This window comes from Spirosoma agri, from assembly GCF_010747415.1.
Taxonomy (GTDB): Bacteria; Bacteroidota; Bacteroidia; order Cytophagales; family Spirosomataceae; genus Spirosoma; species Spirosoma agri.
Map to the genome: position 1 here is coordinate 646,558 of NZ_JAAGNZ010000001.1, position 24,292 is coordinate 670,849.

Genomic DNA, 24,292 nt, shown 5'->3' on the forward strand with positions numbered 1-24,292 from the left:
ATAATGAAAGCATTCATTTACACGAGTCGTCTGCTCGCCATCGCGTCGTTCGCCATCGCAGCATTGACAGGGTGCAGTAAGGAAGAAAATCCAACGACCGTGCCCAACGTAACCACGGTCGCTACGTCACTGGGTACCGTATTGACCGGTGATGGTGGCAAGACGCTTTATTTTTTCGCGCCCGATGTGGCGGGGGATGCAACCTGTTCGGGTGGCTGCAAAGAAACATGGCCCGTATTTTACAAGGAAACACCGACATTAGCTACGGGATTGAAGGCAACTGATTTTGCCACGATCACCCGCGCCGATGGCGAAAAGCAAACGACGTTCAAAGGCTGGCCGCTCTATTATTACAAGAACGATACGAAGGCCGGTGACGTGGCCGGAGAAAATATCGGGAATGTCTGGATGGTCGCTAAACCGAACTATACGGTACTGCTGGCGTCGCGGCAGTTGGTGGGTAATGACGGTAAAAACTATACATTCGATACCAAAGAAGGAACGGGTAATTCACTGTTTCTGACGGATAGCCTGGGCCGTACGCTGTATGCGTTTGCCAGTGATAAAAATAACCTGAACAGGTACACCAGAGCCGATTTGAGCAACAATGCCACCTGGCCGATATTTGAAACATCAACTGCGATTGGTGAGATTCCGTCGGCACTCAAGCGGTCCGACTTCGCAACGATCACCGCTGTTGGAAAGACTCAGTTGACCTACAAAGGCTGGCCGCTTTACTATTTCGGTTCCGATCTGGGGCAGCGGGGCAATACGAAGGGAGTGAGCGTGCCGAGACCGGGTGTCTGGCCGGTGGTCAATGCTACCTCGCCGGTAGCACCGAACTAGTTGATTTTTAAGTAGACTGTTGATTTCTGGGCAAGATGGTGGTCAGAGGGATTCATCCAAAGCCAAGAAGCAGGAGTCAGAAACGCTAAACCTAACCGTTGTCTAACGCGTCAAACATACCGGCTTTACCTGAACTGCTGGCGGGTTGCCTGCGCAACCAACGTCGTAGTCAGGAGCTGCTCTACCGGCAGTTCTATGGGTACGCCATGAGTGTTTGTCTGCGTTATGCGCCAACCCGTGAGGGCGCTCTCGAGGTGCTGAATGATGGCTTCCTGAAAGTATTTACCCGCCTGGACCAGTACGAACCGGCGCAGCCTTTCAAGGGTTGGCTACGGCGTATTCTGATCAATACGGCGGTCGATCACTACCGGCAGGAGGTGCGCCATTTTTACCATGAAGATGTTGAACAGGCCAATCAGGTTGCAGTCACGGAGTCACCCGATGTTTACAGTCAACTGGCTCAGGAAGAGCTGATGCGCTTGATTCAGCGACTGTCGCCCGCCTATCGACTTGTGTTTAACCTGTACGTGATCGATGGATTCTCGCACGACGAAATTGCCAGCCAGCTTGGTATATCGGCTGGTGCGTCGAAGTCGAATCTGGCCCGGGCACGGGAAAATCTGCGCCAATTAGTGAAGCAATTGAATTACGATGAGTATGCAAGAGCTAACCGATGACCAATTGGATGGACTCTTCAGAAAGTCGGCTGAAGAGTTTGATACACCCTACGATCCGGCAGGCTGGGAAGCCGTGAAGGATCAGCTGGATGACCGGGACCGCGCGGCTTTCTGGAAACGATTGTTACCCTGGGGCATACCACTTCTGCTGCTGCTATTAATCGGCGGAACGTGGTATGCTTACCAGAGCGCAGAGCCGACCAGTAGTAAAGTTATTTCACAACGGGTTGCCCAGAAATCACCGATAGTGGCTGATCACGCACGAAGTTTGCCATTGACCGATAGTCGTAAGCAACAGGATGACGGTAATTCAGCAACGGAAACTCGCCCGGTAGAAACATTGTCTCCCAGTTCTTCGGAGGATTCGGGTGTTACTGCTGAAAAACAGTCAGTTGGAGTAGGTAAGGTCGATTCTGAGTCAACAGAATTGCTTGCAGTATCTACTAAACCGGACGTTGGACTAAGTAAAAATACGGTCTCTGATGCAACAAAGCGCCGAGTTGTCACGTATAAGAAAAAAGTGGGAAATCGGAGTGAGCCGACAGGTGTACGAACTACGCCGACGACTGCCGATCGGTTGACCGCAACAAACAGACATCAATCCAGGCGTTTGCACAAGGACGAAGCGAAGTTGAGAAACCGGGCTAGCAATGTTAGTTCGATTGGTAAACGTGGTTTTACGACCGTCCCTAAATCGGATTACGTAATCAGGTCTACAAGTTCGTTTACCGGGAGGACAGCCAGAAATTCGGCTGAATCAATTCTGTCGAGCGTATCGGCAACGTCAGAAAATGTCGTGCTAGCTGAATCGTCCGAATCTGCACCAATGGTCTTTCCTTCGATAGCGGAGTTAGCCATTCGGCAGGGGAAATGGGCAACGCTGTCCGCGTTGACGAGCCGGGATGTAAAACTGACAACGCCGACCGAACCCGTATCAGCTCCTGCGGTGCAACCAGAGCGTGGGTTTAGTGTTCGGTTCGCGGTATCCCCCGATCTTAGCTCAATTGGACTGACCAACTTCTCCCGGCCGGGAACGAACGTTGGGTTATTTCTGGAGTACCGCATCGCGTCGCGGTGGAGCGTGCAGGCGGGTGTGATTCGGAGTACGAAAGTCTATAACGCATCGGCCTCTCAATATGACGGCGAGAAGCTCTGGTCAAACTGGAAGGTGCTGCCCGAAAGTGTGGACGGGGTCTGTAACATGCTTGATATTCCGATTAACGTACGCTACGATATTGCGCTGCGTCCCCGACTGGATAATCGATTGCAGCCCAACCGCTGGTTTGTGAGTGGTGGTGTAACGTCTTATGTGATGTTGAAGGAGGAGTATACCAATAATTTTGCCGATCCATCTAACCCGCATATTTACCCCGGTATGTGGCGGGAGAGTGTCAGGACAGGCGGTTATGGCTTCAGTCAACTCAATCTTTCGGTGGGCTATGAACGGGCGTTGAGCCGACGCTTATCGTGGCAGATTGAGCCTTTTATGAAAGTTCCGCTCAAGGGCGTTGGTTTTTTCAAGATTAACCTGATGAGCACTGGCGCATTCCTGTCACTGCGTTACAAACTCTGAGTTTTCCAGAACATAAATCAGTCAAGTGGTGAGAACAAGCAGTATTTAATGTATCTACAAGTAACCAACCTATAATCGAAACAGACAATGACGAATTTGGAAACGGATCAATTGAAGCGTGGTGAGTTTTTGCGTAGTCTGGGTATGGGCAGCGCGGCCCTGATGGCTTTTTACTGTATGGGTACGGGATTGACCGCCTGTTCCAGCAAAAGCGACGATCCTACGCCCAGCACCACAACACCCAGCGCTGGCGTAACGGGCAACGCGGATGCATCAGCGGGAACGGTCAGTTTTACCGTGGACCTGACCAATTCTAATTACGCCAAACTAAAAACGACGGGTCAGTATGCCATTGTGGGTAGCCTGATCATTGCCAAAGTGAAAAGTGGTTCCGTGGTTGCCTTATCCAAAACCTGTACGCACCAGGGAACCGAAGTGCAGTACCGGTCAACTCAGGACGACATGTACTGCCCGAATCATGGGTCTGAATTTAGTCCGACAGGTGCTGTCGAAGTAGGCCCGGCAACCAAAGCCCTGACCCAGTATAAAACGTCGCTTAGCGCAGACGGGAATACGCTGACCGTGACTGCTTAATTACCCATAACTCCCTCGCTATGAACTACGTTTTTGTTGCACTGCTCGTGTGTTTTAGCCTCGGCTCGGTACAGGCGCAGGATTCGACCGCCGTTAAAAAAACGGCCGTTACGGATACAGTACCCGCGAAGGCGAACGACGCTGACGCTCTATTGGCGGGTCTGACCGACTCGACCGCAACGCCGTCCCTGCTACCCCGAAAAATGATTTTCACGCAACGGGCGTTCTGGGGACCGAAGGGTTTGCTACGAACCATGAACGTGGCTCCATTAACGCCCGAAGGTCGCGCTAAAGAGCTGAAAATTCGGCGGACGATGCTTATCACGCACCAGATCGGCGGGTTTGTAACACTGGCGGGGTTCGTAGCGCAGGGGTTGCTCGGTGCTAAACTCTATAATGCCAAAGGGCAGGAATACACCGATACCAAAGTCTGGCATGAGCGGTCGGCCACATTCATCAACGTTGCGTATGGCACAACGCTGGCGTTGTCGTTGACGACCCCACCGCCGGTCGTGGGTGCAAAACGCGGATTTACGTCGATCAAGCTGCATAAATACCTCGCCATTGTCCACTTGACGGGTATGATTGCGACCAACGTGCTGGCCCACATGATCGATACGCATCCTGATCTGAAACCAGTTCACCGGGCGGTTGCGTATGGTACCTTTGGTGCCTACGCTGCGTCGATCATATCGCTTACGTTCTGATCGACCGGCGTTTTGGCTGGGTTAGGCTCCAGCTTGGTCCGTTAATTTACTCATCGAGGCTAAGCGGAAGCTTGACCCAGCCAAACCAGTTACTCTTTCTCCAACTACGTTTATTTTCCAATCTCCTAGCTTATGAACGTTTCTTTTAGTCGGGGTTATGTACTAGCCTCGCTGCTTCTCTGCGCCTTTGTAAGCCCAATGGCTAAGCGTAAAGTGATAGCCGATAAAGCACTGTCAACAGTGACCTACGCTGCTAAACATCCGTTGCACAAGTGGGAAGGGGTTAGTCACGATGTCAATTGCGCCATGATCTACAACGATGATACGAAACTACCTGAAAATGTAGCCGTTTCGATTAAAGTGGCCTCGTTCGATAGTGATAACAACAACCGCGACTCACACGCCATTGAAGTGCTCGATGGGTTGAAATACCCCAACGTAACGTTCGTCAGTTCAGACATATCTGCTGGTGAAAATGGCGTGCTGGTGGCAAAAGGGAACCTGACGTTCCATGGTGTGACGAAGCCGGTTACTTTACGAGCGATTCGGCGGGATGCGGATGGTAAAATGACGCTTACCGGCGAATTTCCGGTAAAGATGAGTGACTTCAACGTTGAGCGCCCATCGTTGATGGGCATGAAAACGGAAGACGATATGGCGCTCAAGATCAACGTGGTTTTTCCGTTGTGAACTGATAGTTAGCCTCTCTGCAATGGTACTCGGTGGTTTGCTAGTCATACGCCGTATCTTGGAGATACGGCGTATGACTAGCAAACCACCGAGTAAATTCTATCAGCTCGCAAAGCCCGTCGAAACTGTCAGGGCCTTCCACTGTTCCAGTTCGTTGTGAACATCATTTAGTTTTGCGTTAGCCATGTCGTACGCGTCCTGGCCGAGAAACAGGTGCAGGGGCGGGTTGGATTCGGTGGTGATCTGGATCATTGCATCCGCTGCTTTTTCGGGATCGCCCGGCTGGTTTCCGTCCATAACCTGTTGATGAAACTGCTGTGACTCCCGTACCTCTTTGTACGCATCTAGCTGAGTAATTGGCAGCGCAAATGAACCCGCCGACAGAAAGTTGGTCCTGAAATAGCCCGGTGCTACAATCGTCACGTGGACTCCAAAAGCGTTAACCTCAGCCGCTAGCGACTCCGAAAATCCCTCCACGGCAAATTTGGTCGCACAGTAAATACCCCAACCGGGAAAATTACCGTAGAATCCGCCAATCGATGAGATATTCAGTATATGACCGGCGTTTTGTTTTCTCAGGAACGGCATTGCTTGCCGAATAACATTCAGCGAACCAAACACATTGATGTCGAAGTTTTGCCGCGCTTCCAGATCGGTCAATTCTTCGAGACTACCCGTTAATCCATAACCGGCATTGTTTACAACCACATCCAGACCGCCCAGTGTATGAATCGTGGCGTCAATCGCCTGCCGTACGCTGGTCTCATCCGTAAGATTTACTGCTAAGGGCAAAAAGGGCGCGTTCGTATCACCAACGGCATCAATAAGTTCCTGTTTATTACGGGAAGTAGCCGCTACGGCGTACCCATTTTGCAGTAATTTCTGCACTAGAATTAAACCCAGTCCTTTAGAAGCACCGGTCACAAACCACACTTTCTTCGTTGTTGTATCCATGATTGATTAGCTAGTAAAACGCGAGCAGGCAGCAAGTTGTGCACACGAACCTGTGAAATACAGTTGCTTACAATACGCTGCCAGTACACCACAAAAGTAGCGGACTACCAGGCGGGAACGCTTGCGCCGATCAAACGGATACTTGCAAAAATCAAACAATGACTACTGGTTGTATAACACTCCGTGCTGTCATTTCTGCGAAGAATTGCGAAATCCAACCAGATGAAGAATGGGTAAACGACAGGTTAGGTCGTCGTCGGCTGCGTTCGGTTGAGACCGCGTCGGGCCAGAATCGCACTAATGAAGATCAGTACGGACCCGAACACAAACGGTGCACCCGGAAAATAGACCGGTGTGTCCGCTGCGGTGAAGTACGAAAACAGGTTCGTCATCATGAACGGACCAATAATCGACGTTGTGCTGGTCAGGCTGGTCAACGCGCCCTGCAATTCGCCCTGTTCGTTTGACGGAACCTGGTTAGAGATGATACCTTGTATGGAAGGACCGGCGATACCGCCCAGGGCATACACGCCCATGAAGGCAAACATCATCCAGCTTTTCGTGGCGAAAGCGAACAGCGCAAAGCCGAGTGCGCTGAACAACATGCCTACGTAAACCGACCGTTGCTGCCCCAGTTTCGGAATGATGACCCGGCTTAATCCCCCCTGAACAACGGCAAACGAAACCCCAATGGCGGCCAGTGATAAACCAACCGTCTTTTCGTCCCACTTGAATTTTTCCATCGTGTAGAACGTCCAGGTGCCCTGCACGGCAAATCCGGCAATGTAGATCAGTACCAGCGACGCGACCAGGCCAAGAATAACAGGATATTTGCCCAGCCGCATCAGCGAGCTGACCGGATTCGCCCGTCGCCAGTTGAAGGGTCGGCGATTTTCGGGGGCAAGCGACTCGGGAAGAATAAAATAACCGTAGAGGAAATTGACCAGCGTCAATCCGGCCGAAACGAAGAAAGGAACGCGTGGTCCAAACTGGCCCAGAAAACCACCGGCTGCCGGACCGAGAATAAAGCCGACACCGAAAGCGGCTCCGACCAATCCAAAATTTTGCGCCCGTTTCTCGGGTGGGCTGATGTCGGCGATATAGGCCGTAGCGGTTGTGAAACTGGCGCCCGTAATACCGGCCAAGATGCGCCCCAGAAACAGCCAGCCAATGGAGGGGGCAAAGCCCTGGAATAGATAATCGATACCGAAGCCAAACAGCGAAAACAGCAGCACCGGCCGACGCCCGTAGCGATCACTCAATCCGCCCAGAATGGGTGAGAAAGCAAACTGCATCAGCGCATACGAGGACGTGAGAAAACCACCCCAGGAGGCCGCCTGACTGATGTTCCCGTGAATCAGTTGCTCGATCAGTTTCGGAAAAACGGGAATAATGATACCCAGGCCCGTAACGTCGATCAGGAGCGTAATGAAGATAAAGACAAGGGCAGGAGCCGTACGTTTGGAGGCCATAAAAAGATGAATGCTGACTGATTTTCAGGAAATGGGTCCGTAGAAGGTCATCCCCTTGAAAACCAGTCAGCATTCGGGTTAGGCGTAGGTATTCAGCATGACCGGCATCACCAGCATCAGAATGTCTTCGTTTTCTTCTTTGTCGGCTGGAATGAGCAGACCCGCCCGGTTCGGGGCCGACAATTCCAGCGAAATCATTTTCGCGGTAAGGTTGCTCAACACTTCGGCCATCAGTTTCGCGTTGAAGCCGATTTCCATCGAATCGCCATCGTAGTCGCAGAGGAGTTTTTCGTTGGCTTCGTTGGAGTAATCCAGGTCCTCGGCCGAGATCGTCAGCGAGTTGGCTTTGAGCGACAGCCGGATCTGGTGCGTGGTGCGGTTGGCATAGATCATGATCCGCTTCAGTGAATTAAGCAGATCGGTCCGGCCAATGGTCATCACGTTCGGATTGTTGGTCGGAATCGCGTTTTCGTAGTCCGGGAAGCGTTCGTCGATCAACCGACAAATCAGCTGGGTGGTCGGACGACCGTTGCCGCCGAAGGTGAACGACGCATTGGCCTGACTGAATTCAGCCGTCACCTCAACGCCGTCGGGCAGGGATGCTTTCAGCAGTTGTAGCGCCTTCCGGGGAATAATGATCGATGAGCTGGCCGATGCGTTTAGGTCGGTCCGGCGATACCGGATGAGCCGGTGACCGTCGGTGGCGACGAAGGTAGCATTGTCGGGGCTCATTTGCAGATAAACCCCCGTCATAGCCGGGCGAAGATCGTCGGTACTGGTGGCAAAAACGGTGTTGTTGATGGCGCCCAGCAACACGTCCGAAGGTATCTCGACGGACAGGCTTTTGTTGACGGTCGGCAGTTTCGGGAAGTCGATCGGATTTTCGCCGGAAAGCTTATAGCGACCGTTGTCGGTCAGGATTTCAGTTCCGAATGTTTCCGTATCGATGTTGATCGTCACCGGCTGTTCGGGAAGGCTGCGAAGCGTATCCAGCAGCAATTTGGCGGGTATGGCAATCGCTCCGTTCTCCGACGCTTCGACCGGAATTTGGGTCGTCATGGTCGTTTGCAGGTCCGACGCCGTCACGATCAGCGTACCGTCTTCGATGCGAAACAGAAAGTTTTCAAGGATCGGCACAATCGGGTTGGTCGCCACGACGCCGTTGATATTTTGGAGATTTTTAAGCAGGACGGACGAGGAAACGATAAATTTCATGGGCCAATCGATTAAGGCTGTTCATTATGAGATATAAGAACAAAAGTAACAAAAAATGCTGACTGTTGGGGTGCTTTTGTCAACGGCTATGTAGAACCTTTCCGCCATGATGAGTTGTTAAAATGAAATAAGAATTCGGGGTCAACGTATCCGTTTTTGGTAGCGCTGACCCCTAAAGTAAGACCGCGCTTGTGCGTTCATACCCCTTGTCCCACTACGGTAAACGGAAACTATGGAGACTGAAATCATCAATCGGGTTGTCAACAGCGGCCTTGTCACGCTTGATCTGGAAGACTATTATCATCCTGGCGAACGGGTAGTCTATGATCTGAAAGACAATCTCTATATGGGATTGATCCTGAGGGAGAAAGAATTTCGGACCTTTCTTAAACAACACGATTGGAGTCAGTATACCGGTAAGAACGTAGCGATCACCTGTAGCGAGGACGCCATCGTGCCGACGTGGGCCTATATGCTGTTGACGCTTCAGCTTCAGCCCTACGCCAATACGATCGTATTTGGCTCACTGGCTGATCTGGAAGCGAAGCTGTATTTCGATGCCATTGCGCAGATCAATCCCGGCGACTACCAGGATGCGCGGGTGGTGGTGAAAGGATGCGCTAAAGTGCCTGTGCCAACGGCAGCCTACGTCGAGATAACCCGCGTTCTGCGCCCCGTTGTGCACAGCCTGCTTTTCGGTGAGCCGTGCAGTACGGTGCCGCTCTACAAACGACCCAAAGCGCCGGGATTAGTGAGCAACGAATAGCTTCACGCCGGTAGTAAGAACCCGGTCAGACCTAGCTAGAAATGACTATAATTTGGAAGCTCCGCCAGTGGCGGGGCTTTTTTTATACCTTTCGGGTTAGATAGCTACCGTTCGAAAAAGTTCGGCTGTTGGTTTCGCCTTCATTTAAGATATTCGTTTTTTAATTCATACTACCCAATAATCAGCTTCTTTCTCTATGCAACTCGAAATACAGGACCTCTCTAAAACCTACGCCAATGGCGTTCGGGCATTGAAATCGATTTCGCTTACCATTTCGCAGGGAATGTTCGGTTTGCTTGGGCCCAACGGGGCGGGTAAATCATCACTGATGCGCACGATTGCTACCCTACAGGAAGCCGACAGCGGAAGTGTGCGGCTTACGGGCCTGCCGGTCGACAGCTACACCCCGGAACGTTTGGATGTATTGACCCAGAAAGATGCCGTTCGTCGGGTATTGGGTTATCTGCCGCAGGAGTTTGGCGTGTATCCGCGCGTGACCGCCGAAGCTATGCTCGATCATATCGCGTCCCTGAAAGGTATTGCCAATAGTCGCGAGCGAAAAGAAATCGTGGAGGGCTTGCTCCAAAAGGTAAATCTGTATCAGGTCCGCAAGAAAAATCTGGGTACGTATTCGGGCGGTATGAAGCAACGATTCGGGATTGCACAGGCGCTCATCGGTAGCCCACGACTCATTATTGTCGACGAACCCACCGCTGGTCTTGATCCCGCCGAGCGGAACCGGTTTCATAACCTGCTGTCGGAAATCGGGGAAAATACCATCGTCATTCTATCGACCCACATCGTTGAAGACGTCACGAATCTTTGCTCCGACATGGCAATCATTTGTCTCGGTGAGGTCGTGGCTACCGGCGATCCGAACGATCTGGTGGCTGGCCTGAACGGGAAAATCTGGCAGAAATTTATTGAGAAAACAGAAATTGACGTGTATCGGCGAACGCACCGCGTCATTTCGACGCAGCTTAAAGGAGGTAAAACCCGGCTACACGCCTACAGCGATCTGCCACTATCGGGTTTCGACCCGGTTTCGCCCGATCTGGAGGACGTGTACTTCGCGAAAATCACAGAAAAAATGGATGTGGTTACTGTGTAGATCTCCCAATACTCACTCCTCGCTCCCAATAGTATCCTTCCCATGTTTACCGAAATCTTTCGCTTCGAACTGGCTTACCGGCTGAAGCGCCCGGCCACGTATCTCTACGCCCTGATTCTATTCTTATTTACGTTTCTCTTTGTCATCTATGGCAGTGGTCCGGTCTCGGAGAAAACGAACGTCAACTCGCCTTACGCCATCAGTCAGTTTGTGGTGGTGCTAACCATTTTCGGAATGCTGATCGCGTCGGCCATTATGGGAGTGCCCGTCTACCGCGACATCGAACATAATACGAAAAATTACTTTTTCAGCTTTCCCATTACCGAACGGGGTTACATACTGGGCCGGTTCTTCGGGTCGTTCGTTGTGTTGCTCGGCATTATGGTCGTTGGTATGCTGGGTATCATCATCGGTTCGTTGCTGGGACCGGTCTTCAATCTGGCCGACAACACCGAACGGTTTGGGCCAATCCGGTTTCGTGATTATGCCTATCCATTTCTGTTGTTCGTCGTGCCGAACATGTTTCTGGTCGGTAGTATTTTCTTCGGGCTGGTCGCCTTCTCGCGGCAGGTATTCACAACTTACGCCGGTAGTATTCTGCTATTTATCGGCTACCTACTAGGATCGACTTTATCGCAGGATCTCGACAATAAGCACCTGGTCAACTTGCTTGATCCGTTCGGAAGCTATGCCTACGATACCGCTACCAAATACTGGTCGCCGGTAGAGCAAAATGCGTTGTTAGTCCCGCTGGAAGGCGATATGCTGACCAATCGGCTCATCTGGACAGGTATAGGGCTGCTGATATTTCTGCTAACAGTCGTTCGGTTCAGTTTCCCGCGCTTTTTGGCCGTCAAACTCGGACGCAAGGAAAAAGCCGATGTTGACACGATAGCCGCACCATCGCTGGCGAGTTTGCCAACGCCGAAACCCGTTTTTCGGACGGGGGCTTACGTCCGGCAGATGTTTCGGCAAGGCTGGCTAGAGTTCGGCAACGTCGTTCGGGACCCGTATTTCATCGCTATTCTGCTCGGAGCCGCTCTGTTCCTGTTTATTGACGGCTGGTTTGGCTCGCAGACATACGGTACGCCGTCGCTGCCAACGACGTTCTCGATGCTGGAAGCCCGCAACGGCAACTTTTTTCTGTTCGTCCTGATCGTTCTGATTTTCTACACCGGCGAAGTAGTTCACCGCGATAAAGTAGTGCATTACGATACTATTGCCGATGCGCTGCCGGTGCCCGACTGGATGACTTACGGGTCCAAACTCCTGTCGATGACCTACGTGTGCCTGCTGCTCTGCACGCTTATTATCGTGTCGGGTGTGATCAACCAGACCGTCAAAGGGTATTTCAACTACGAGTTTTCGCTCTATGTCCGGGATGTATACGGCATCGCGTTCACGCAGTATTTTCAGCTGGTGATGCTGGCATTTTTCGTCCACACGATGGTCAACCAGAAATTCGTGGGGCACATCGCTACGCTGGCCGTTTACATCGCTATCTGGGCCGTACCCTTGTTTGCCGAGTTCAATTACCGGTTGGCGTTACCCTTTTCGGGAGGTGGTATTCAGCTGTCTGACATGAACGGGTTTGGGCATTACCTGTCCGGGCTGGCTTCGTTCCGGTTATACTGGTATGCGTTCGGTGGGTTGCTGCTGGTGCTGGCGTTGTGGTTCTGGAACCGGGGTGCTGATACGAGTTTTAAATCGCGGTGGCAACTGGCCCGGCAACGCATGGGTCGCGCTTCGATGAGTGTGTTTGCCCTATTGCTGGTTGCTTTTGTGAGTATGGGGGCCTGGATTTATACGAACGTCAGCGTTAAAAACCGCTATCGATCCGCCGACGAACGACGCGAGCAACAAGCTTCGTTCGAGAAAACGTACCAAAAATACCGCTATGTGCTGCAACCGAAAATCACGAGTGCCAAGGTCAATGTAGATGTGTTTCCCGATGATTTTAAAGCCACCGCTACCGGCGCATTTGTGATCGTGAACAAAGGTGATCAACCCATCGATTCGCTGCACCTGACCATGCCGGCTGACAATTTCCACCGTGAACTGACTACGTTGCTGATCGACGGGAAAAAACCGGGTCTGGTGCTTACGGATAACGTCCTGGGCTATTTCATTTACCGGCTACCCAAACGCCTGAATCCCGGCGATTCGGCTCGGATGGACATGGCGGTTACGGGACAATATGTCGGGTTTAGCAATGGCGGTGATAGTCGCGATGTGGTTTCCAATGGCACGTTCTTTAACGTGGGCATCTTTCCCGGTTTCGGGTACAGCGAGGAACTGGAATTGTCGAGCGATAAATACCGGAAGAAGTACGGCCTGCCCATCAAACAATGGACACTCCCAGCCCAAAACGATCCGCGTGGCCTGCGCGATTTCCTGTTTACCGACGATGCCGACTGGGTTACGTTCGAAGGGACCATTTCAACTACGCCCGGTCAGACGGCCATCATGCCGGGACAATTGTTGAAAACCTGGACCCAGAACGGGCCGGACGGAAAACCCCGGACCTACTTTACGTATAAACTACCTGGCTTTTCGGACTATTTCTTCAGCATGTGCTCTGCCAAATACGGTGTCAAACGTGATACGTGGACCGGACCAGACGGGCAAAAAGTAGCGCTGGAGATCTATCATCACCCGACGCACGACCGCAACCTCGACCGGTTTGTGGCCAGTATGAAAGCTTCGCTGAGCTATTACACAAAAAACTACGCACCGTATACCTATCCCGTGTTGCGGGTACTTGAGTTTCCACGCTATTCTTCGTTCGCGCAGTCGTTCCCCACAACAGTCCCTTACTCGGAAGAATTTGGCTGGCTAGGCGATTTTCGCGATCCGAACAAGACCGATTATGCTTTCTACGTAACGGCTCACGAGATTGCGCACCAGTGGTGGGGGCATCAGATCATGCCCAGCCGAACGCGCGGAGCGAACCAGATCTCGGAAACGATGGCCGAATATTCGGCCTTGATGGTGCTTAAACAGCGGTACGGTGCCGATGCCATGCCGAAATTTTTGAAGTACAGTCTGGATCAGTATTTAGGCGGACGGGCCAATGAGGATAAGTTTGAGGCCAACATGCTCGATAACGACACGCGTGCGTATGTCTGGTATCAGAAAGGCTCGATGCTGATGTACGCCTTGCAGGATTATATCGGTGAAGACCGGGTCAACAAGGCCATGAACGACTACATGAAGGCGGCTCGTTTTCGGCAAAAAGCCCCGTTCACCACGTCGCTGGAATGGTACGGTTTCCTCAAAGCGGCCACGCCCGATTCACTGAAACCCTGGCTAACCGACAACTTTGAAAAATTCACGCTCTACGATAACCGCATCACCAAAGCCGAAGCGAAGGCCGTGGGGAATGGGCAATATCGCGTAAAATTGTATGTCCGAACCGCAACCGAATATTACGACAAAACCGGTAAGGAAATTGCCAAAGGTAAAGGCCCGGTCATCGCGGATATTGCCGTATTGACCGATGATGGTAAAAACAAGGATGGCTTGACGACCAAAGTGCCGTTGCTGATGCAGAAACGAAGTCTAACGCCCGGCGAACACGTCATTGAGGTAACGGTGAAGGGTAAGCCGGTCAAAGCGGGTATCGATCCGTATAACAAACTGATCGACCGCGTTTCGGATGATAATCTGGTGAAAGTAGACATTCAATAATCTATGAAGCGACAACTTATCAAAACGCGTTTGATTTTCTCCCGGAAGGTGGCTTACGGATTCGCTGGTCTGATCGTACTGGGAGCCGGGTTGCTCGCGCTGACACCACCCATCTACTGGCGTCCCCCCGCCGACAGTCGACTACCGGCGGGGGCGCTGGGCAAGGAAATCCGGTATGGCCGCGAGTTGATTGCGCACACTGCCAAATACCTTGGACCAGCGGGGTCGGTTAAGCACCTGTCGAACGGGATGAACTGTCAGAATTGCCACCTCGAAGCCGGAACAAAAGTACTGGGAAACAATTACGCTGCCGTTTTTTCGACCTATCCGAAGTTTCGTGAACGCTCCGGTTCGACCGAAACGATCGTGAAACGCGTATCCGACTGCTTCGAGCGTAGTCTGGGCGGTACGGCCCCCGATAGCACGAGTCGCGAGATGAAAGCGATCGTGGCCTATATGCGCTGGCTGGGTTCCGATGTGCCGCAGGGGCAGCGACCCGATGGCGTGGGATTGACCAAACTGGCCTTTTTGGATCGGGCGGCTGATTCGACGAAAGGCCAGTTGGTGTACGCCGAGAAATGTCAGGTTTGTCACGGGGCCAAAGGGGAAGGTATGAAAACGCCCGGTTCGTCAGAGTACGTTTACCCTCCAATGTGGGGACCGCATAGTTACAACGATGGGGCCGGGTTATACCGGTTGTCGAACTTTGCAGGTTACGTCAAAAACAATATGCCATTCGGAGCCAGTTATGCGAGTCCGCAACTGACCGATGAAGAAGCCTGGGATGTAGCCGCCTTCATCAACGCCATGCCAAGACCCCATAAAAACCAGGGAAATGACTGGCCCAGAATCGCCAGTAAGCCTATTGACTTCCCCTTCGGACCTTACGCCGATCCGTTCAGTGAACATCAACATAAATTTGGACCATTTCAGCCGATTGCTGATGCGCGAAAAGTAAAGTAGCTTTACTCAAAATCAAAAACTTACAACCATGAAAAAAATTGCCTGTCTATTCGTTCTGGTGTTCTTAGGCGCGATGCTGCCAATCATGGCTCAACCAATCGACCCAAGCGCGTTTCATGGTGCCGAAGCTACCAAGCCGCGCTATCGGGCTGTTTATCAGCTCAACACGGGCGATACCTCCGTTATCCGGCATGCGCTGGCTAATATTCAGAATTCGCTGAATGATCCACGGTTGAAAGGTAAACTGGATATGGAATTGGTGGTGTATAGTGGTGCGTTCGTCGCCTATCAAAAAGGCAAAGGCTACTTTGAGAAAGAACTTCAAAGCCTTCAGAAACAAGGTGTTATTCTGGCCATGTGCGAAAACACCATGAAGATGCGGAAGCTCAGCCGCGACGAGATGTACCCGTTCATCAGCTACGTACCCACCGCCAATGGTGAACTCATCATCCGCCAGCAGGATGGCTGGGCCATCATTCGTCCGTAACTTTGCCCCATGCTCGATTTTCGCCTGAATGTTTTTTACACGGTTGCCAAGCGGCTTAGTTTTACGAAAGCAGCCGCTGAACTGTATGTGACGCAACCCGCCGTTACCAAGCACATTCAGGAACTTGAACACCATTTCGGAACCGCTCTTTTCGATCGGCGAGGTAATCAGATCAGTTTGACCACGGCCGGAAGTCTGTTGCTGCGTCATGCCGAAACGATTGTGGCAACCTACCGCCAGTTGGCGTTCGATATGAACGCGCTCAAAGGTCAGCCGGGTGGAACGCTACGGCTGGGCGCCAGTACCACCGTTGCTCAATATGTCATTCCGCCGGTGCTGGCCCGCTTTCACGAACATTCTGCCGATATTACGATATCGCTCCTGAGTGGGAACACCGAACAGATCGAGCAGAAGTTGCTTCACAATGACGTTGAGCTGGGGCTGGTTGAGGGACGAACGCACCACAGTGACATTCGCTATACGCCCTTCGTGAAGGATGAACTGGTGCTTGTTTGCCGGGCTGATCACCCCTTGGCCGACCGGGATGAGATTACGCTGGATGAGTTGAAGTCAGTACCGATCCTGCTGCGTGAGCGGGGTTCGGGCTCATTGGAAGTTATCGAGCATGCGCTCAGAGGGGTGGGCCTGCGGCTTACGGACTTGACCATCGAGATGCAACTAGGAAGTACCGAAAGCATTAAATCGTATTTGGGTAGCTCGCGGTGCATGGCCTTTGTGTCGATTTTTGCCGTGCAGGATAAAGTACGGGCTGGCTTATTGAAAGTGCTCGATGTGCAAGGGCTTGCCATACATCGTGAGTTTTACTCCATTCAGCTACAGGGCGTTACGGAAGGACTGGCGGACACGTTCATGCGCTTTGCCCGGCAATACTACACCAAAAACTAGGTTCCCGCTGAACGGGTTGTGTGTGCATATGGCGAACTACTGTACCCGATATAGCCAGATGCGCCAATAGCTCTCCGGTTCGTCAAACACTTTCTCCAGGCGCAGTTGATTGGCTGCTGCGTTACGAATCGGAACGGCGGATACCACGTATTCGCCATTCAGGGCTTTCAGCGCATTCGTGTTGATCTGGAGGTGGCTAACCGATTCGTTCTGTGTCTTGCCGAATAAGTAATTCATGCCCAATTCTGCCGTGTAGAGGTAAACCCGGCAGGCGTACGCATCGTAATAAACCCGCATTTGCCGGGTGCCTTTTTCCAGTTCCGTCGCGATGATCTTGCGGAAGGCGTGTTTATACGGAAGCGGATAATTATTCTGATAGCTGTCCAGCGTGTAAAAGCCATTGAACTGGGCAACCGATGGATGCATACCCAGGCAGATAACCCGATAATCGGCCTGCGGACGAGCAATGTAGGCGCGAATCTGGGCGAATTGTTTTTCGGCAAAAAAAGCGCGAAAGGAAGGATATTGCGCTTCCGTGACGAACCCCGTCATTTTGCCTACGTTGATGCACCATTCCTTATTCGCCACGATCATCAGCACGAACTGACCAGCCAGAACTAAGCGATTCCAGCGACTATTGGCCCGAAACTGATAAAGAGCCAGGGCAAACAGGCAGAACCACAGCGTTGGCAGCAGAAAATAAAAACGGTCAAATTGAAAGACCCTGAACTTCATACCCAGCGAACTGTCGCCAAGCCAGACAACGAGGTAGTGATAAAAACCGTGGATCAGGCAGAAAACACCCGCCACAACGGGTAGGCCCACCAACCACCAGACGGCCCGGCGATCGCTGCGCTGATAGGCCCGCCACGCGCCAACGCCTGCCACTGTCAGTATGCCAACGGTCAGAAAAGCACCCGTGTTGAACATGGGCCAGACGAACAAATCGGCACTTCGGCGCAGACTGTCCAGCACCTTCATGGAGCGCAGTTGCGAAAAGTCGAATTCGACCCGTTCGGATACGTAAGTCTGGTGAACGAAGGCGTAAATTAACTCCCATTCACTGGCCAGATAGACGATCGAGAGCAGTAGTAATCCGAGAACATAAGGCCAGCTGAGCGAGCGCTTATTGATCATGCCAATTACCCCGATTACGCCCAGCGCGATGCAAATGAACAGGCCAGCCCAGACAAAAAACGAGTAAAAGGGAAAAAAAAGAACGATCAGCCAGTCGGTCCAGCGGCTTTTGTGATGGAGCAGATTCAGAAAGGCGAACAGGAGCAAAGGTTGTCCACTGACGGATGCCCCGTGCACGGTGTAACAAGGCACGAGCGCGAACAAAAACGCAATGGCGACCCGTGTAAACGCCCACTTCGGGGCTAGTAACAGGTATTTTTTTGCCAGTAAGTACATGCCCAGAAAACCAATCCCATGCACGGCGGCAAAATTAACAACCTGCGCTGCATAGGGTGGTAATAGCCAGAAGGACAGTACTTCGAGGTTAATTCCCGTCCGGAATGCCGAGCGCGGAATGCCGGTAAACGGTCCTCCGCTCATGGCGTTGGGAATGATCGTGTTGAGGTCGAAGTCAAAGGCTGTACCCGTAATTTTCAGCAGGTACAGATACAGAAAATCGCTGTCCAGATTGTCATGAATCGTTAAATAAGCGCCTTCACCGAGCCATACATACGGAAAAACATACAACACCAATAAACCGATGGCCAGGAGCAGATAGGATCGTTCTGATGAAGAAGGCGATGCGTTACTGAACTGATTTGAGCGAGGAGACATAAGACAATTCCCTAAACCGAGCCAGTCGAACGGTCGCATTCGGGACGGTTTGGTGAGCCGAAATTACTGAAAATCGCTGATAGGTGCGGAATCCTGAAAAGCCGTTCATGTTTTTCGTAATTTTACCGGTAAACCCAATCATCATGCAACCGCTTCCTTTTATCGTTGTTGTGGCCGGACTCACGCTGACCACGGCATCAATGCAGGCGCAGACCCGCCCCACTAAACCGGTGGCCGCACGGTCTAAAACGCCGACGACGGCTACACTTCCTGAATTTTCCATGTCGCGGATGGAGGTTGAAAGCCATACCCGCTTTTTAGCGTCCGACGAACTCATGGGCCGTCGCACGGGCGAAGCGGGCAATCGGGCAGCCGCTCGGTATATCGCAGAACAATTCCGGCAACTTGGCTTGAAAACGCCCCCCGGGCAGACCGATTATTTACAACCGATCGAGCTGGAACGAACCAAAGCGGCTACCAATGCGACGCTGCTGGTGGGTAAGGATACGCTTAAGCTTGGGAAGGAACTAGTCGTTATGGCGGGTGAGCCCACTACGCTTACGGGCGACGTTATCTACGTTGGGTATGGCCTGACCGACGGTGACGATGGCTACAAAGGGCGCGATGTAAAAGGTCGGATCGTTGTTGTGCAGGGTGGTTCGCCAGAGGCAAAAGGTCCGGGAGAAATCTTTCGTGCGTCGGCGGAAAAACGCAAACTGGCCGCTTCAAAAGGAGCCGCTGCCCTGATTGAACTCTACAGCGAATCCATTCCGTGGGGTTTTGTTAATCAGTACTTTAGCCGCGAGCAGATTGGTATTCCGGTGACCAGTGCGACGAGTACACCCGTGACGCACGTGTGGATCAATAACGCGAATAATCAGTACAAGCAGCTGAAAGAGGCTGGCCAAGCGGTCACGCTGCGCACGTCCGGCAGACCCCATACATCCGTGCCATCGGCCAATGTAGCGGGTATTATCGAAGGAACAGACCCTAAGCTCAAGGATGAATATGTGATCCTATCGGCGCATTTTGACCACGTTGGCGTTGGGAAGCAGGGGGGGAGTGCCTACCAGCCCAGCGACAGCATCTTCAACGGCGCGCGGGATAACGCCTTTGGAACGGTTTCTATCCTGGAAGCGGCTAAAGCACTCTCGCAACAGCGGCCCAAACGGTCGATTCTGGTGCTGGCCTTAACGGGTGAAGAGGTCGGTCTGCTGGGTAGTCGTTACTACGCCGAGCACCCACTGGTGCCGCTCAAGCAAACGGTTTTTGATCTCAACACCGATGGCGCGGGCTATAACGACACCACTATTGTTTCAGTCATTGGTCTGGAACGGACAGGGGCGAAAGCTGAAATCGAAACGGCCGCTAAAGCATTCGGTCTGGGCGTATTTGCCGAACCTGCGCCCGAACAGGGTCTCTTCGATCGTTCGGATAATGTCAGCTTTGCCGTCAAAGGTATTCCCGCTCCAACGTTCTCACCTGGTTTCAAAACGTTCGATGAAGCCATTGGCAAATATTATCATCAGGCTATCGATAACCCCGAATCGCTCGATTTTAACTACGTTTACAAGTTTTGCCAGGCGTTCACCTACGCGGCCCGGCTGATCGCCGACCGGCCAATGCGCCCACACTGGTCGGCGGGGGATAAGTATGAAGCGGCTGGAAAAGCCTTGTATGGACAATGAGTACTGGGTTGGCTACTGGTTTTATCCGGGTTGATCGTAAGTCGACCGATTAACCCGGATAAAAACCGTTCAGCGCCTTAGAAAACTAAACGACTCAACCCTACGTTATTTACTTGATAACAACACTTCGACATGCTGTTTAAATATCTGTTCATCATCACCCTTATTATTTTGTTCGTACCGCCCGTACGCCGATTTGTTTTTTACCTGCTCGTTGGTCGTCAGCTGGTAAAAGAACAGAAGCGGAACGGCAACGTTCATGGTGGTCGTCGGGAAGGTGAAATTCGGGTAGATCCCCGGCCTTCGAACGATTCCGATACGCGCTATAAAGGTGGTGAATACGTTGATTACGAAGAGATTAAGTGATCAGTATTCTTTCTTGTATTTCACCGCGAGGCCAGTCATCACATAGCCGTTGTCGGTCGTAGACGTGTAATACGTATAACGAACGGCTACGAGTGCGTCTGCGCCGATTTTTTTGGCCTGCACGGTTAATCTCGATAGCAGCAACTCCTTCTGCTGCACATCATTACCCCGGCTGAGCATTCGGTAATTGGCCGACTGCCGTCGTGTCAGGGGCACTTCCCCTTTCAATTCCAGGTCCTGTAACGGGTCAAATGGCCGGTCGGGTCGCTGGTTCTCGTAGAATACGTCTACGGGGTAATGCGGTTTATTTTGTAGATAGACCATGGGTTTGAAACAGCCCGTCAGGCTTACCACGACCAGTAGCAGTAGTACATATCTCATCGGTTTTCGCTAATCAATATTTTTCAGAACGTCGGCCACGATTCGGGGGTAATGCATATGCTCAAGAACCTGTATCTTCCGGGCAACATCCTCCGGCGTATCCGTCGCGACGACCGGGCAACTGGCCTGAAAGATGATTTGACCCTCATCGTACCGCTCATTTACGTAATGAATCGTAATGCCTGATTCGGTTTCGCCAGCCGCAACTACCGCTTCGTGCACAAAGTGGCCGTACATGCCCTTTCCACCAAATTTAGGCAATAAAGCCGGGTGAATATTAATAATTCTATCGGGAAAAGCACGAACCAGATCGCCCGGCATTAGCCACATGAATCCAGCCAGTACGATCAAATCAATCGCCTGTTTCTGGAGAAGCTGCGTGATCCGGTCGGTCTCATAAAACGTCTTTCGGTCAAACAAAAGCACGGGAATGTGAAGCCGTCGGGCACGGTCAATAACCCCCGCTTTGGCATTGTTTGAGACGATCAGCGACACGTCAACGTCCGTACTGTCAGCAAAATACGAGGCAATTTGTTCAGCGTTCGAGCCGGAACCGGAGGCAAAAATGGCGATACGTTTCAAGAGATAGGCGGTCAGATGGTCAGTCAGGTAGTCGTAAAACGATGCAAACTCAATGGAGTAACGCATTGGCATACGTGGCGTTGATCACATACTTACCGGCTGATAGGGGTCAAAATTACAACTTTTACCTATTTTTGTGAGTACTCGCCCGAATCCAATGCTGGCAACCAAGCAACTCACCTTCGAATACGGTCCTGCGAAACAGTTCGCATTTCCGGATGTATATTGTGCTAACCGCGAAGCGCTCCTGATTCTGGGCCGGTCTGGCACCGGCAAAACAACTTTTCTTCACCTGCTGGCTTTGCTGCTTCGTCCGAAAAGTGGCTCGGTTGTTATCGATCAAACGGATTTGACCAAGTTGAGTGCCGCCGAAACGGCAGCCTTCCGGGCCAAGCACGTTGGTATTGTTTACCAGAAGCCCCACTTCGTCAGTTCGCTCTCAGTACTCGATAACCTGGTGCTGGCCAACTATCTGGCCAATAAGCCGCAGGATAAAACCCTCGCCCGTGATCTGGCTGGTCAACTTGGCTTTGGCGATCACATGGCGAAGAAAACGCACCAATTGAGTCAGGGCGAACAGCAGCGGGTCAGTATTGCGCGGGCCGTCATGAATCAGCCCGATATTATTCTGGCCGATGAACCCACATCGAGCCTTGACGACGAGAATACGGACCGCGTCGTCAAGCTCCTGCGTGATCAGTCGGAACGGATTGGGGCCAGCCTGATCGTCGTTACACACGACCAGCGTCTGAAAGATGTGTTTCAGAATCGGATCGTTCTCTAGTTGTCAATCAATAGTATCTTCCCTATCCTGATGCGAAACTTTCTGTTGCTCTTTTTTTTGATACCGTTACTAACAGTCGGGCAAAACCGGAAGAAAAAAGATTACCTTGTCTCGCTCAACACGCCGTACGGCACCATGCGACTCGTGTTATATGACCAGACGCCCAAGCATAAAGAAAACTTTATTAAACTCGTCAACCAGAAATTTTACGACAGTCTGTTGTTTCACCGGATTATCCCGCTGTTTATGATTCAGGGGGGCGACCCGAAATCACGGAAGGCACAGGCCGACGAACCGATGGGAGGAGGTGACATTGGCTATAAAATTCCGGCTGAATTTGTCCCGACTCTGTTTCACAAAAAGGGCGCACTGGCGGCTGCCCGCGATAATAATCCCGAAAAAGCATCAAGTGGCTGTCAGTTTTACGTGGTGCAGGGGCGCGTCTGGAGCGATGAGGAGTTGCAGAAGCAGATTACCCGCATTCAGACCATGAAAGGGCATGTTCCGACGGATGAGCAAAAACAGGTGTACAAAACAGTAGGCGGTGCTCCTCATCTGGACGGAAACTACACCGTGTTTGGTGAAGTGATTGACGGGCTGGCCGTTGTAGACAGCATAGCCAAACAGCCGCGTAATGAGCTGGACCGTCCCAAACAGGACATCCGAATGACCATGACGGGGGCTTGGGTGAAGAAAAAAAAGATTAAGAAACAGTTCGGATATCAACCCCTGTAGAGACCGGTCCGACGTATCGGTTTCTACGAAAAGAACTTATGAAAAAACGAATTTTACTCACTGGTGCCAATGGCTTATTGGGCCAGAAATTGGTTGGTTTGCTGGTGCAGCAGCCAGATGTTGACTTAATCGCAACGGCACGGGGCAGTAATCGCCTGCCTTTTGCGGATGGCTATACGTACCGGTCAATGGACATCACTGACCGTCAGCAGGTACTTGATGTGATCGCCGATGTACGCCCAAACGTAGTTATCCACGGCGCTGCGATGACGGATGTGGATAAGTGCGAAGTTCAGAAAGATGATTGCTGGGCGCAGAATGTCCACGCTGTCGAGTATATCATCGAAGCGTGCCAGGCGACTGACGCGTTCCTAGTACACGTATCGACTGACTTTATTTTTGATGGTGCCGACGGCCCCTACGACGAAACCGCCGAAGCGAATCCGATCAGTTTTTATGGCTGGAGCAAAGAGGCTGGTGAGTCGGCGGTCAAGCATTCGAAAATCCGCTGGGCCATTGCGCGAACGGTACTCGTCTATGGGATCGCGCACGACATGAGCCGTAGTAACATCATTCTGTGGGTCAAAAAGTCGTTGGAAGAGGGAAAAAATATCAAGGTTGTAACCGACCAATGGCGTAGTCCGACCCTGGCCGAGGATCTGGCTATGGGCTGTTACCTCATTGCCGATCAGGAAGCTGAAGGGATCTTTAATATTTCGGGTAAGGAAGTGATAACGCCCTACGAAATGGCAATTAAAACAGCCGATTATTTCGGCTTGGATAAGTCGCTGATTGCCCAGGCCGACGCATCGACGTTTACGCAGGTTGCCCGCCGTCCTCCGCGTACCGGATTCATTCTGGACAAAGCGCAAACGGTGCTTGGGTATAATCCGCACTCGTTCGAAGAAGGCATTGCTATCCTGGCCGACCAGCTAAAGCAACCCGTCTAAATACTGAATTACCCAGAGTCAATCGGCGTGATACTCCATCTGAAAGCAAAACCCGGCAGCAAAGTAGATCAACTATTCTACGATGCTGCCGGATTGCTTAACGCTAAGATCAGGGCACCCGCTCAGGATGGTAAGGCCAATGCTTATCTGGTTGAATTTCTGGCTAACCAATTCGGCATCTCAAAGTCGAGAGTGACCCTTGTCGCCGGGTTTACGAATCCGCACAAACGGCTGGAGGTCGATGTTACGGACGAGGAATTCAGACACGTTCAGGAGCGTTTTCGCTGACCTGTATTGACGAGCACAGACCGCAAGCGTGATCCAGTAACAGAAAGTTGAATCGTTGAGCAAACGTATTTTGTGA

At 51.8% G+C, this 24,292-nt stretch carries 24 protein-coding genes; 18 read left to right on the top strand and 6 right to left on the bottom strand.

Going from position 1 to position 24,292, the window contains the following annotated elements:
* Positions 1-3: 3 nt before the first annotated feature.
* The 6 genes from GK091_RS02705 (at position 4) to GK091_RS02730 (ending at position 5,087) form a co-directional block, all read left to right on the top strand.
* The gene (locus GK091_RS02705) at positions 4-846 is read left to right on the top strand and encodes a hypothetical protein (RefSeq protein ID WP_164035078.1); all 843 of its coding nucleotides are present in this window, start codon (positions 4-6) and stop codon (positions 844-846) included.
* 98 nt (positions 847-944) lie between these two features.
* Positions 945-1,523 (top strand): RNA polymerase sigma factor, encoded by a 579-nt coding sequence (locus GK091_RS02710; protein WP_164035079.1) that lies wholly within the window; start codon positions 945-947, stop codon positions 1,521-1,523.
* A complete protein-coding gene (locus GK091_RS02715; protein ID WP_164035080.1) occupies positions 1,504-3,096 on the top strand; it encodes a porin family protein in 1,593 nt (530 codons plus the stop codon). Before GK091_RS02710 ends, GK091_RS02715 begins: the two co-directional genes overlap by 20 nt.
* Before the next feature lie 87 nt (positions 3,097-3,183).
* Complete coding sequence (locus GK091_RS02720) at positions 3,184-3,690, top strand: QcrA and Rieske domain-containing protein (protein ID WP_164035081.1); 507 nt, start codon at positions 3,184-3,186, stop codon at positions 3,688-3,690.
* Between the two features lie 20 nt (positions 3,691-3,710).
* On the top strand, positions 3,711-4,397 hold the full coding sequence (locus tag GK091_RS02725) for a hypothetical protein (RefSeq protein ID WP_164035082.1): 687 nt from the start codon (positions 3,711-3,713) through the stop codon (positions 4,395-4,397).
* Between the two features lie 132 nt (positions 4,398-4,529).
* The gene (locus tag GK091_RS02730) at positions 4,530-5,087 is read left to right on the top strand and encodes a YceI family protein (protein ID WP_164035083.1); all 558 of its coding nucleotides are present in this window, start codon (positions 4,530-4,532) and stop codon (positions 5,085-5,087) included.
* Between the two features lie 102 nt (positions 5,088-5,189).
* Here GK091_RS02730 and GK091_RS02735 read toward each other — a convergent pair whose 3' ends face one another.
* The 3 genes from GK091_RS02735 to dnaN all read right to left on the bottom strand — a co-directional run bounded on the left by GK091_RS02735 (position 5,190) and on the right by dnaN (position 8,728).
* The gene (locus GK091_RS02735) at positions 5,190-6,041 is read right to left on the bottom strand and encodes an oxidoreductase (protein ID WP_164035084.1); all 852 of its coding nucleotides are present in this window, start codon (positions 6,039-6,041) and stop codon (positions 5,190-5,192) included.
* A 245-nt stretch (positions 6,042-6,286) separates the two neighbouring features.
* Positions 6,287-7,513: a TCR/Tet family MFS transporter gene (locus tag GK091_RS02740; protein ID WP_164035085.1), complete on the bottom strand. Its 1,227-nt coding sequence runs from the start codon at positions 7,511-7,513 to the stop codon at positions 6,287-6,289.
* 78 nt (positions 7,514-7,591) lie between these two features.
* Positions 7,592-8,728 carry a DNA polymerase III subunit beta gene (dnaN, locus tag GK091_RS02745; RefSeq protein WP_164035086.1) on the bottom strand — a complete coding sequence of 379 codons (1,137 nt, stop codon included), beginning with the start codon at positions 8,726-8,728 and terminating at the stop codon, positions 7,592-7,594.
* Between the two features lie 232 nt (positions 8,729-8,960).
* Here dnaN and GK091_RS02750 point away from each other — a divergent pair, with 232 nt between their 5' ends.
* From GK091_RS02750 to GK091_RS02775, 6 genes are all read left to right on the top strand, one after another.
* The gene (locus tag GK091_RS02750) at positions 8,961-9,494 is read left to right on the top strand and encodes a DUF2480 family protein (protein WP_164035087.1); all 534 of its coding nucleotides are present in this window, start codon (positions 8,961-8,963) and stop codon (positions 9,492-9,494) included.
* Positions 9,495-9,690: 196 nt separating this feature from the next.
* Entirely contained in the window at positions 9,691-10,605 is a 915-nt protein-coding gene (locus GK091_RS02755) for an ABC transporter ATP-binding protein (RefSeq protein WP_164035088.1), read from the top strand.
* Positions 10,606-10,647: 42 nt separating this feature from the next.
* On the top strand, positions 10,648-14,295 hold the full coding sequence (locus GK091_RS02760) for an ABC transporter permease/M1 family aminopeptidase (RefSeq protein WP_164035089.1): 3,648 nt from the start codon (positions 10,648-10,650) through the stop codon (positions 14,293-14,295).
* 3 nt (positions 14,296-14,298) lie between these two features.
* The gene (locus tag GK091_RS02765; RefSeq protein WP_164035090.1) at positions 14,299-15,258 is read left to right on the top strand and encodes a c-type cytochrome; all 960 of its coding nucleotides are present in this window, start codon (positions 14,299-14,301) and stop codon (positions 15,256-15,258) included.
* A 28-nt stretch (positions 15,259-15,286) separates the two neighbouring features.
* Positions 15,287-15,745, top strand: a complete 459-nt coding sequence (locus GK091_RS02770) for a DsrE family protein (protein ID WP_164035091.1) — start codon at positions 15,287-15,289, stop codon at positions 15,743-15,745.
* A 9-nt stretch (positions 15,746-15,754) separates the two neighbouring features.
* Entirely contained in the window at positions 15,755-16,651 is an 897-nt protein-coding gene (locus tag GK091_RS02775; RefSeq protein WP_164035092.1) for a LysR family transcriptional regulator, read from the top strand.
* Between the two features lie 36 nt (positions 16,652-16,687).
* Here GK091_RS02775 and GK091_RS02780 read toward each other — a convergent pair whose 3' ends face one another.
* Positions 16,688-18,442 carry a DUF6044 family protein gene (locus tag GK091_RS02780; RefSeq protein ID WP_246202128.1) on the bottom strand — a complete coding sequence of 585 codons (1,755 nt, stop codon included), beginning with the start codon at positions 18,440-18,442 and terminating at the stop codon, positions 16,688-16,690.
* Positions 18,443-18,585: 143 nt separating this feature from the next.
* Here GK091_RS02780 and GK091_RS02785 point away from each other — a divergent pair, with 143 nt between their 5' ends.
* Both GK091_RS02785 and GK091_RS02790 read left to right on the top strand, forming a co-directional pair.
* Complete coding sequence (locus GK091_RS02785) at positions 18,586-20,130, top strand: M28 family peptidase (RefSeq protein ID WP_164035093.1); 1,545 nt, start codon at positions 18,586-18,588, stop codon at positions 20,128-20,130.
* 132 nt (positions 20,131-20,262) lie between these two features.
* Positions 20,263-20,496 carry a DUF4834 family protein gene (locus GK091_RS02790; RefSeq protein WP_164035094.1) on the top strand — a complete coding sequence of 78 codons (234 nt, stop codon included), beginning with the start codon at positions 20,263-20,265 and terminating at the stop codon, positions 20,494-20,496.
* Here GK091_RS02790 and GK091_RS02795 read toward each other — a convergent pair whose 3' ends face one another.
* Together GK091_RS02795 and purN are read right to left on the bottom strand one after the other, a co-directional pair.
* Positions 20,497-20,877, bottom strand: coding sequence for a YbjQ family protein (locus tag GK091_RS02795; RefSeq protein WP_164035095.1), 381 nt, complete (start codon positions 20,875-20,877; stop codon positions 20,497-20,499). It abuts the gene before it with no gap.
* Positions 20,878-20,886: 9 nt separating this feature from the next.
* Positions 20,887-21,459 carry a phosphoribosylglycinamide formyltransferase gene (gene purN / locus GK091_RS02800; protein WP_164040519.1) on the bottom strand — a complete coding sequence of 191 codons (573 nt, stop codon included), beginning with the start codon at positions 21,457-21,459 and terminating at the stop codon, positions 20,887-20,889.
* Positions 21,460-21,616: 157 nt separating this feature from the next.
* On the opposite strand from purN, the gene GK091_RS02805 reads away from it, so the two are divergent.
* Genes GK091_RS02805 through GK091_RS02820 form a run of 4 tightly spaced genes read left to right on the top strand, consistent with a single transcriptional unit; the run spans position 21,617 to position 24,216 of the window.
* On the top strand, positions 21,617-22,243 hold the full coding sequence (locus GK091_RS02805; RefSeq protein ID WP_164040521.1) for an ABC transporter ATP-binding protein: 627 nt from the start codon (positions 21,617-21,619) through the stop codon (positions 22,241-22,243).
* A 30-nt stretch (positions 22,244-22,273) separates the two neighbouring features.
* Positions 22,274-22,978, top strand: coding sequence for a peptidylprolyl isomerase (locus GK091_RS02810; RefSeq protein WP_164035096.1), 705 nt, complete (start codon positions 22,274-22,276; stop codon positions 22,976-22,978).
* Positions 22,979-23,016: 38 nt separating this feature from the next.
* Positions 23,017-23,928 (top strand): SDR family oxidoreductase, encoded by a 912-nt coding sequence (locus GK091_RS02815; protein ID WP_164035097.1) that lies wholly within the window; start codon positions 23,017-23,019, stop codon positions 23,926-23,928.
* Between the two features lie 27 nt (positions 23,929-23,955).
* Positions 23,956-24,216 (top strand): DUF167 domain-containing protein, encoded by a 261-nt coding sequence (locus GK091_RS02820; protein ID WP_164035098.1) that lies wholly within the window; start codon positions 23,956-23,958, stop codon positions 24,214-24,216.
* Positions 24,217-24,292: the final 76 nt, after the last annotated feature.

Bases quoted from the DNA above. Each gene is read 5' to 3' on its own strand.
- GK091_RS02705 (WP_164035078.1), top strand. From the start codon at position 4: ATGAAAGCATTCATTTACACGAGTCGTCTGCTCGCCATCGCGTCGTTC.
- GK091_RS02715 (WP_164035080.1), top strand. From the start codon at position 1,504: ATGCAAGAGCTAACCGATGACCAATTGGATGGACTCTTCAGAAAGTCG.
- GK091_RS02720 (WP_164035081.1), top strand. From the start codon at position 3,184: ATGACGAATTTGGAAACGGATCAATTGAAGCGTGGTGAGTTTTTGCGT.
- GK091_RS02725 (WP_164035082.1), top strand. From the start codon at position 3,711: ATGAACTACGTTTTTGTTGCACTGCTCGTGTGTTTTAGCCTCGGCTCG.
- GK091_RS02730 (WP_164035083.1), top strand. From the start codon at position 4,530: ATGAACGTTTCTTTTAGTCGGGGTTATGTACTAGCCTCGCTGCTTCTC.
- GK091_RS02735 (WP_164035084.1), bottom strand. From the start codon at position 6,041: ATGGATACAACAACGAAGAAAGTGTGGTTTGTGACCGGTGCTTCTAAA.
- GK091_RS02740 (WP_164035085.1), bottom strand. From the start codon at position 7,513: ATGGCCTCCAAACGTACGGCTCCTGCCCTTGTCTTTATCTTCATTACG.
- dnaN (WP_164035086.1), bottom strand. From the start codon at position 8,728: ATGAAATTTATCGTTTCCTCGTCCGTCCTGCTTAAAAATCTCCAAAAT.
- GK091_RS02750 (WP_164035087.1), top strand. From the start codon at position 8,961: ATGGAGACTGAAATCATCAATCGGGTTGTCAACAGCGGCCTTGTCACG.
- GK091_RS02755 (WP_164035088.1), top strand. From the start codon at position 9,691: ATGCAACTCGAAATACAGGACCTCTCTAAAACCTACGCCAATGGCGTT.
- GK091_RS02760 (WP_164035089.1), top strand. From the start codon at position 10,648: ATGTTTACCGAAATCTTTCGCTTCGAACTGGCTTACCGGCTGAAGCGC.
- GK091_RS02765 (WP_164035090.1), top strand. From the start codon at position 14,299: ATGAAGCGACAACTTATCAAAACGCGTTTGATTTTCTCCCGGAAGGTG.
- GK091_RS02770 (WP_164035091.1), top strand. From the start codon at position 15,287: ATGAAAAAAATTGCCTGTCTATTCGTTCTGGTGTTCTTAGGCGCGATG.
- GK091_RS02775 (WP_164035092.1), top strand. From the start codon at position 15,755: ATGCTCGATTTTCGCCTGAATGTTTTTTACACGGTTGCCAAGCGGCTT.
- GK091_RS02780 (WP_246202128.1), bottom strand. From the start codon at position 18,442: ATGTCTCCTCGCTCAAATCAGTTCAGTAACGCATCGCCTTCTTCATCA.
- GK091_RS02785 (WP_164035093.1), top strand. From the start codon at position 18,586: ATGCAACCGCTTCCTTTTATCGTTGTTGTGGCCGGACTCACGCTGACC.
- GK091_RS02790 (WP_164035094.1), top strand. From the start codon at position 20,263: ATGCTGTTTAAATATCTGTTCATCATCACCCTTATTATTTTGTTCGTA.
- GK091_RS02795 (WP_164035095.1), bottom strand. From the start codon at position 20,877: ATGAGATATGTACTACTGCTACTGGTCGTGGTAAGCCTGACGGGCTGT.
- GK091_RS02805 (WP_164040521.1), top strand. From the start codon at position 21,617: ATGCTGGCAACCAAGCAACTCACCTTCGAATACGGTCCTGCGAAACAG.
- GK091_RS02810 (WP_164035096.1), top strand. From the start codon at position 22,274: ATGCGAAACTTTCTGTTGCTCTTTTTTTTGATACCGTTACTAACAGTC.
- GK091_RS02815 (WP_164035097.1), top strand. From the start codon at position 23,017: ATGAAAAAACGAATTTTACTCACTGGTGCCAATGGCTTATTGGGCCAG.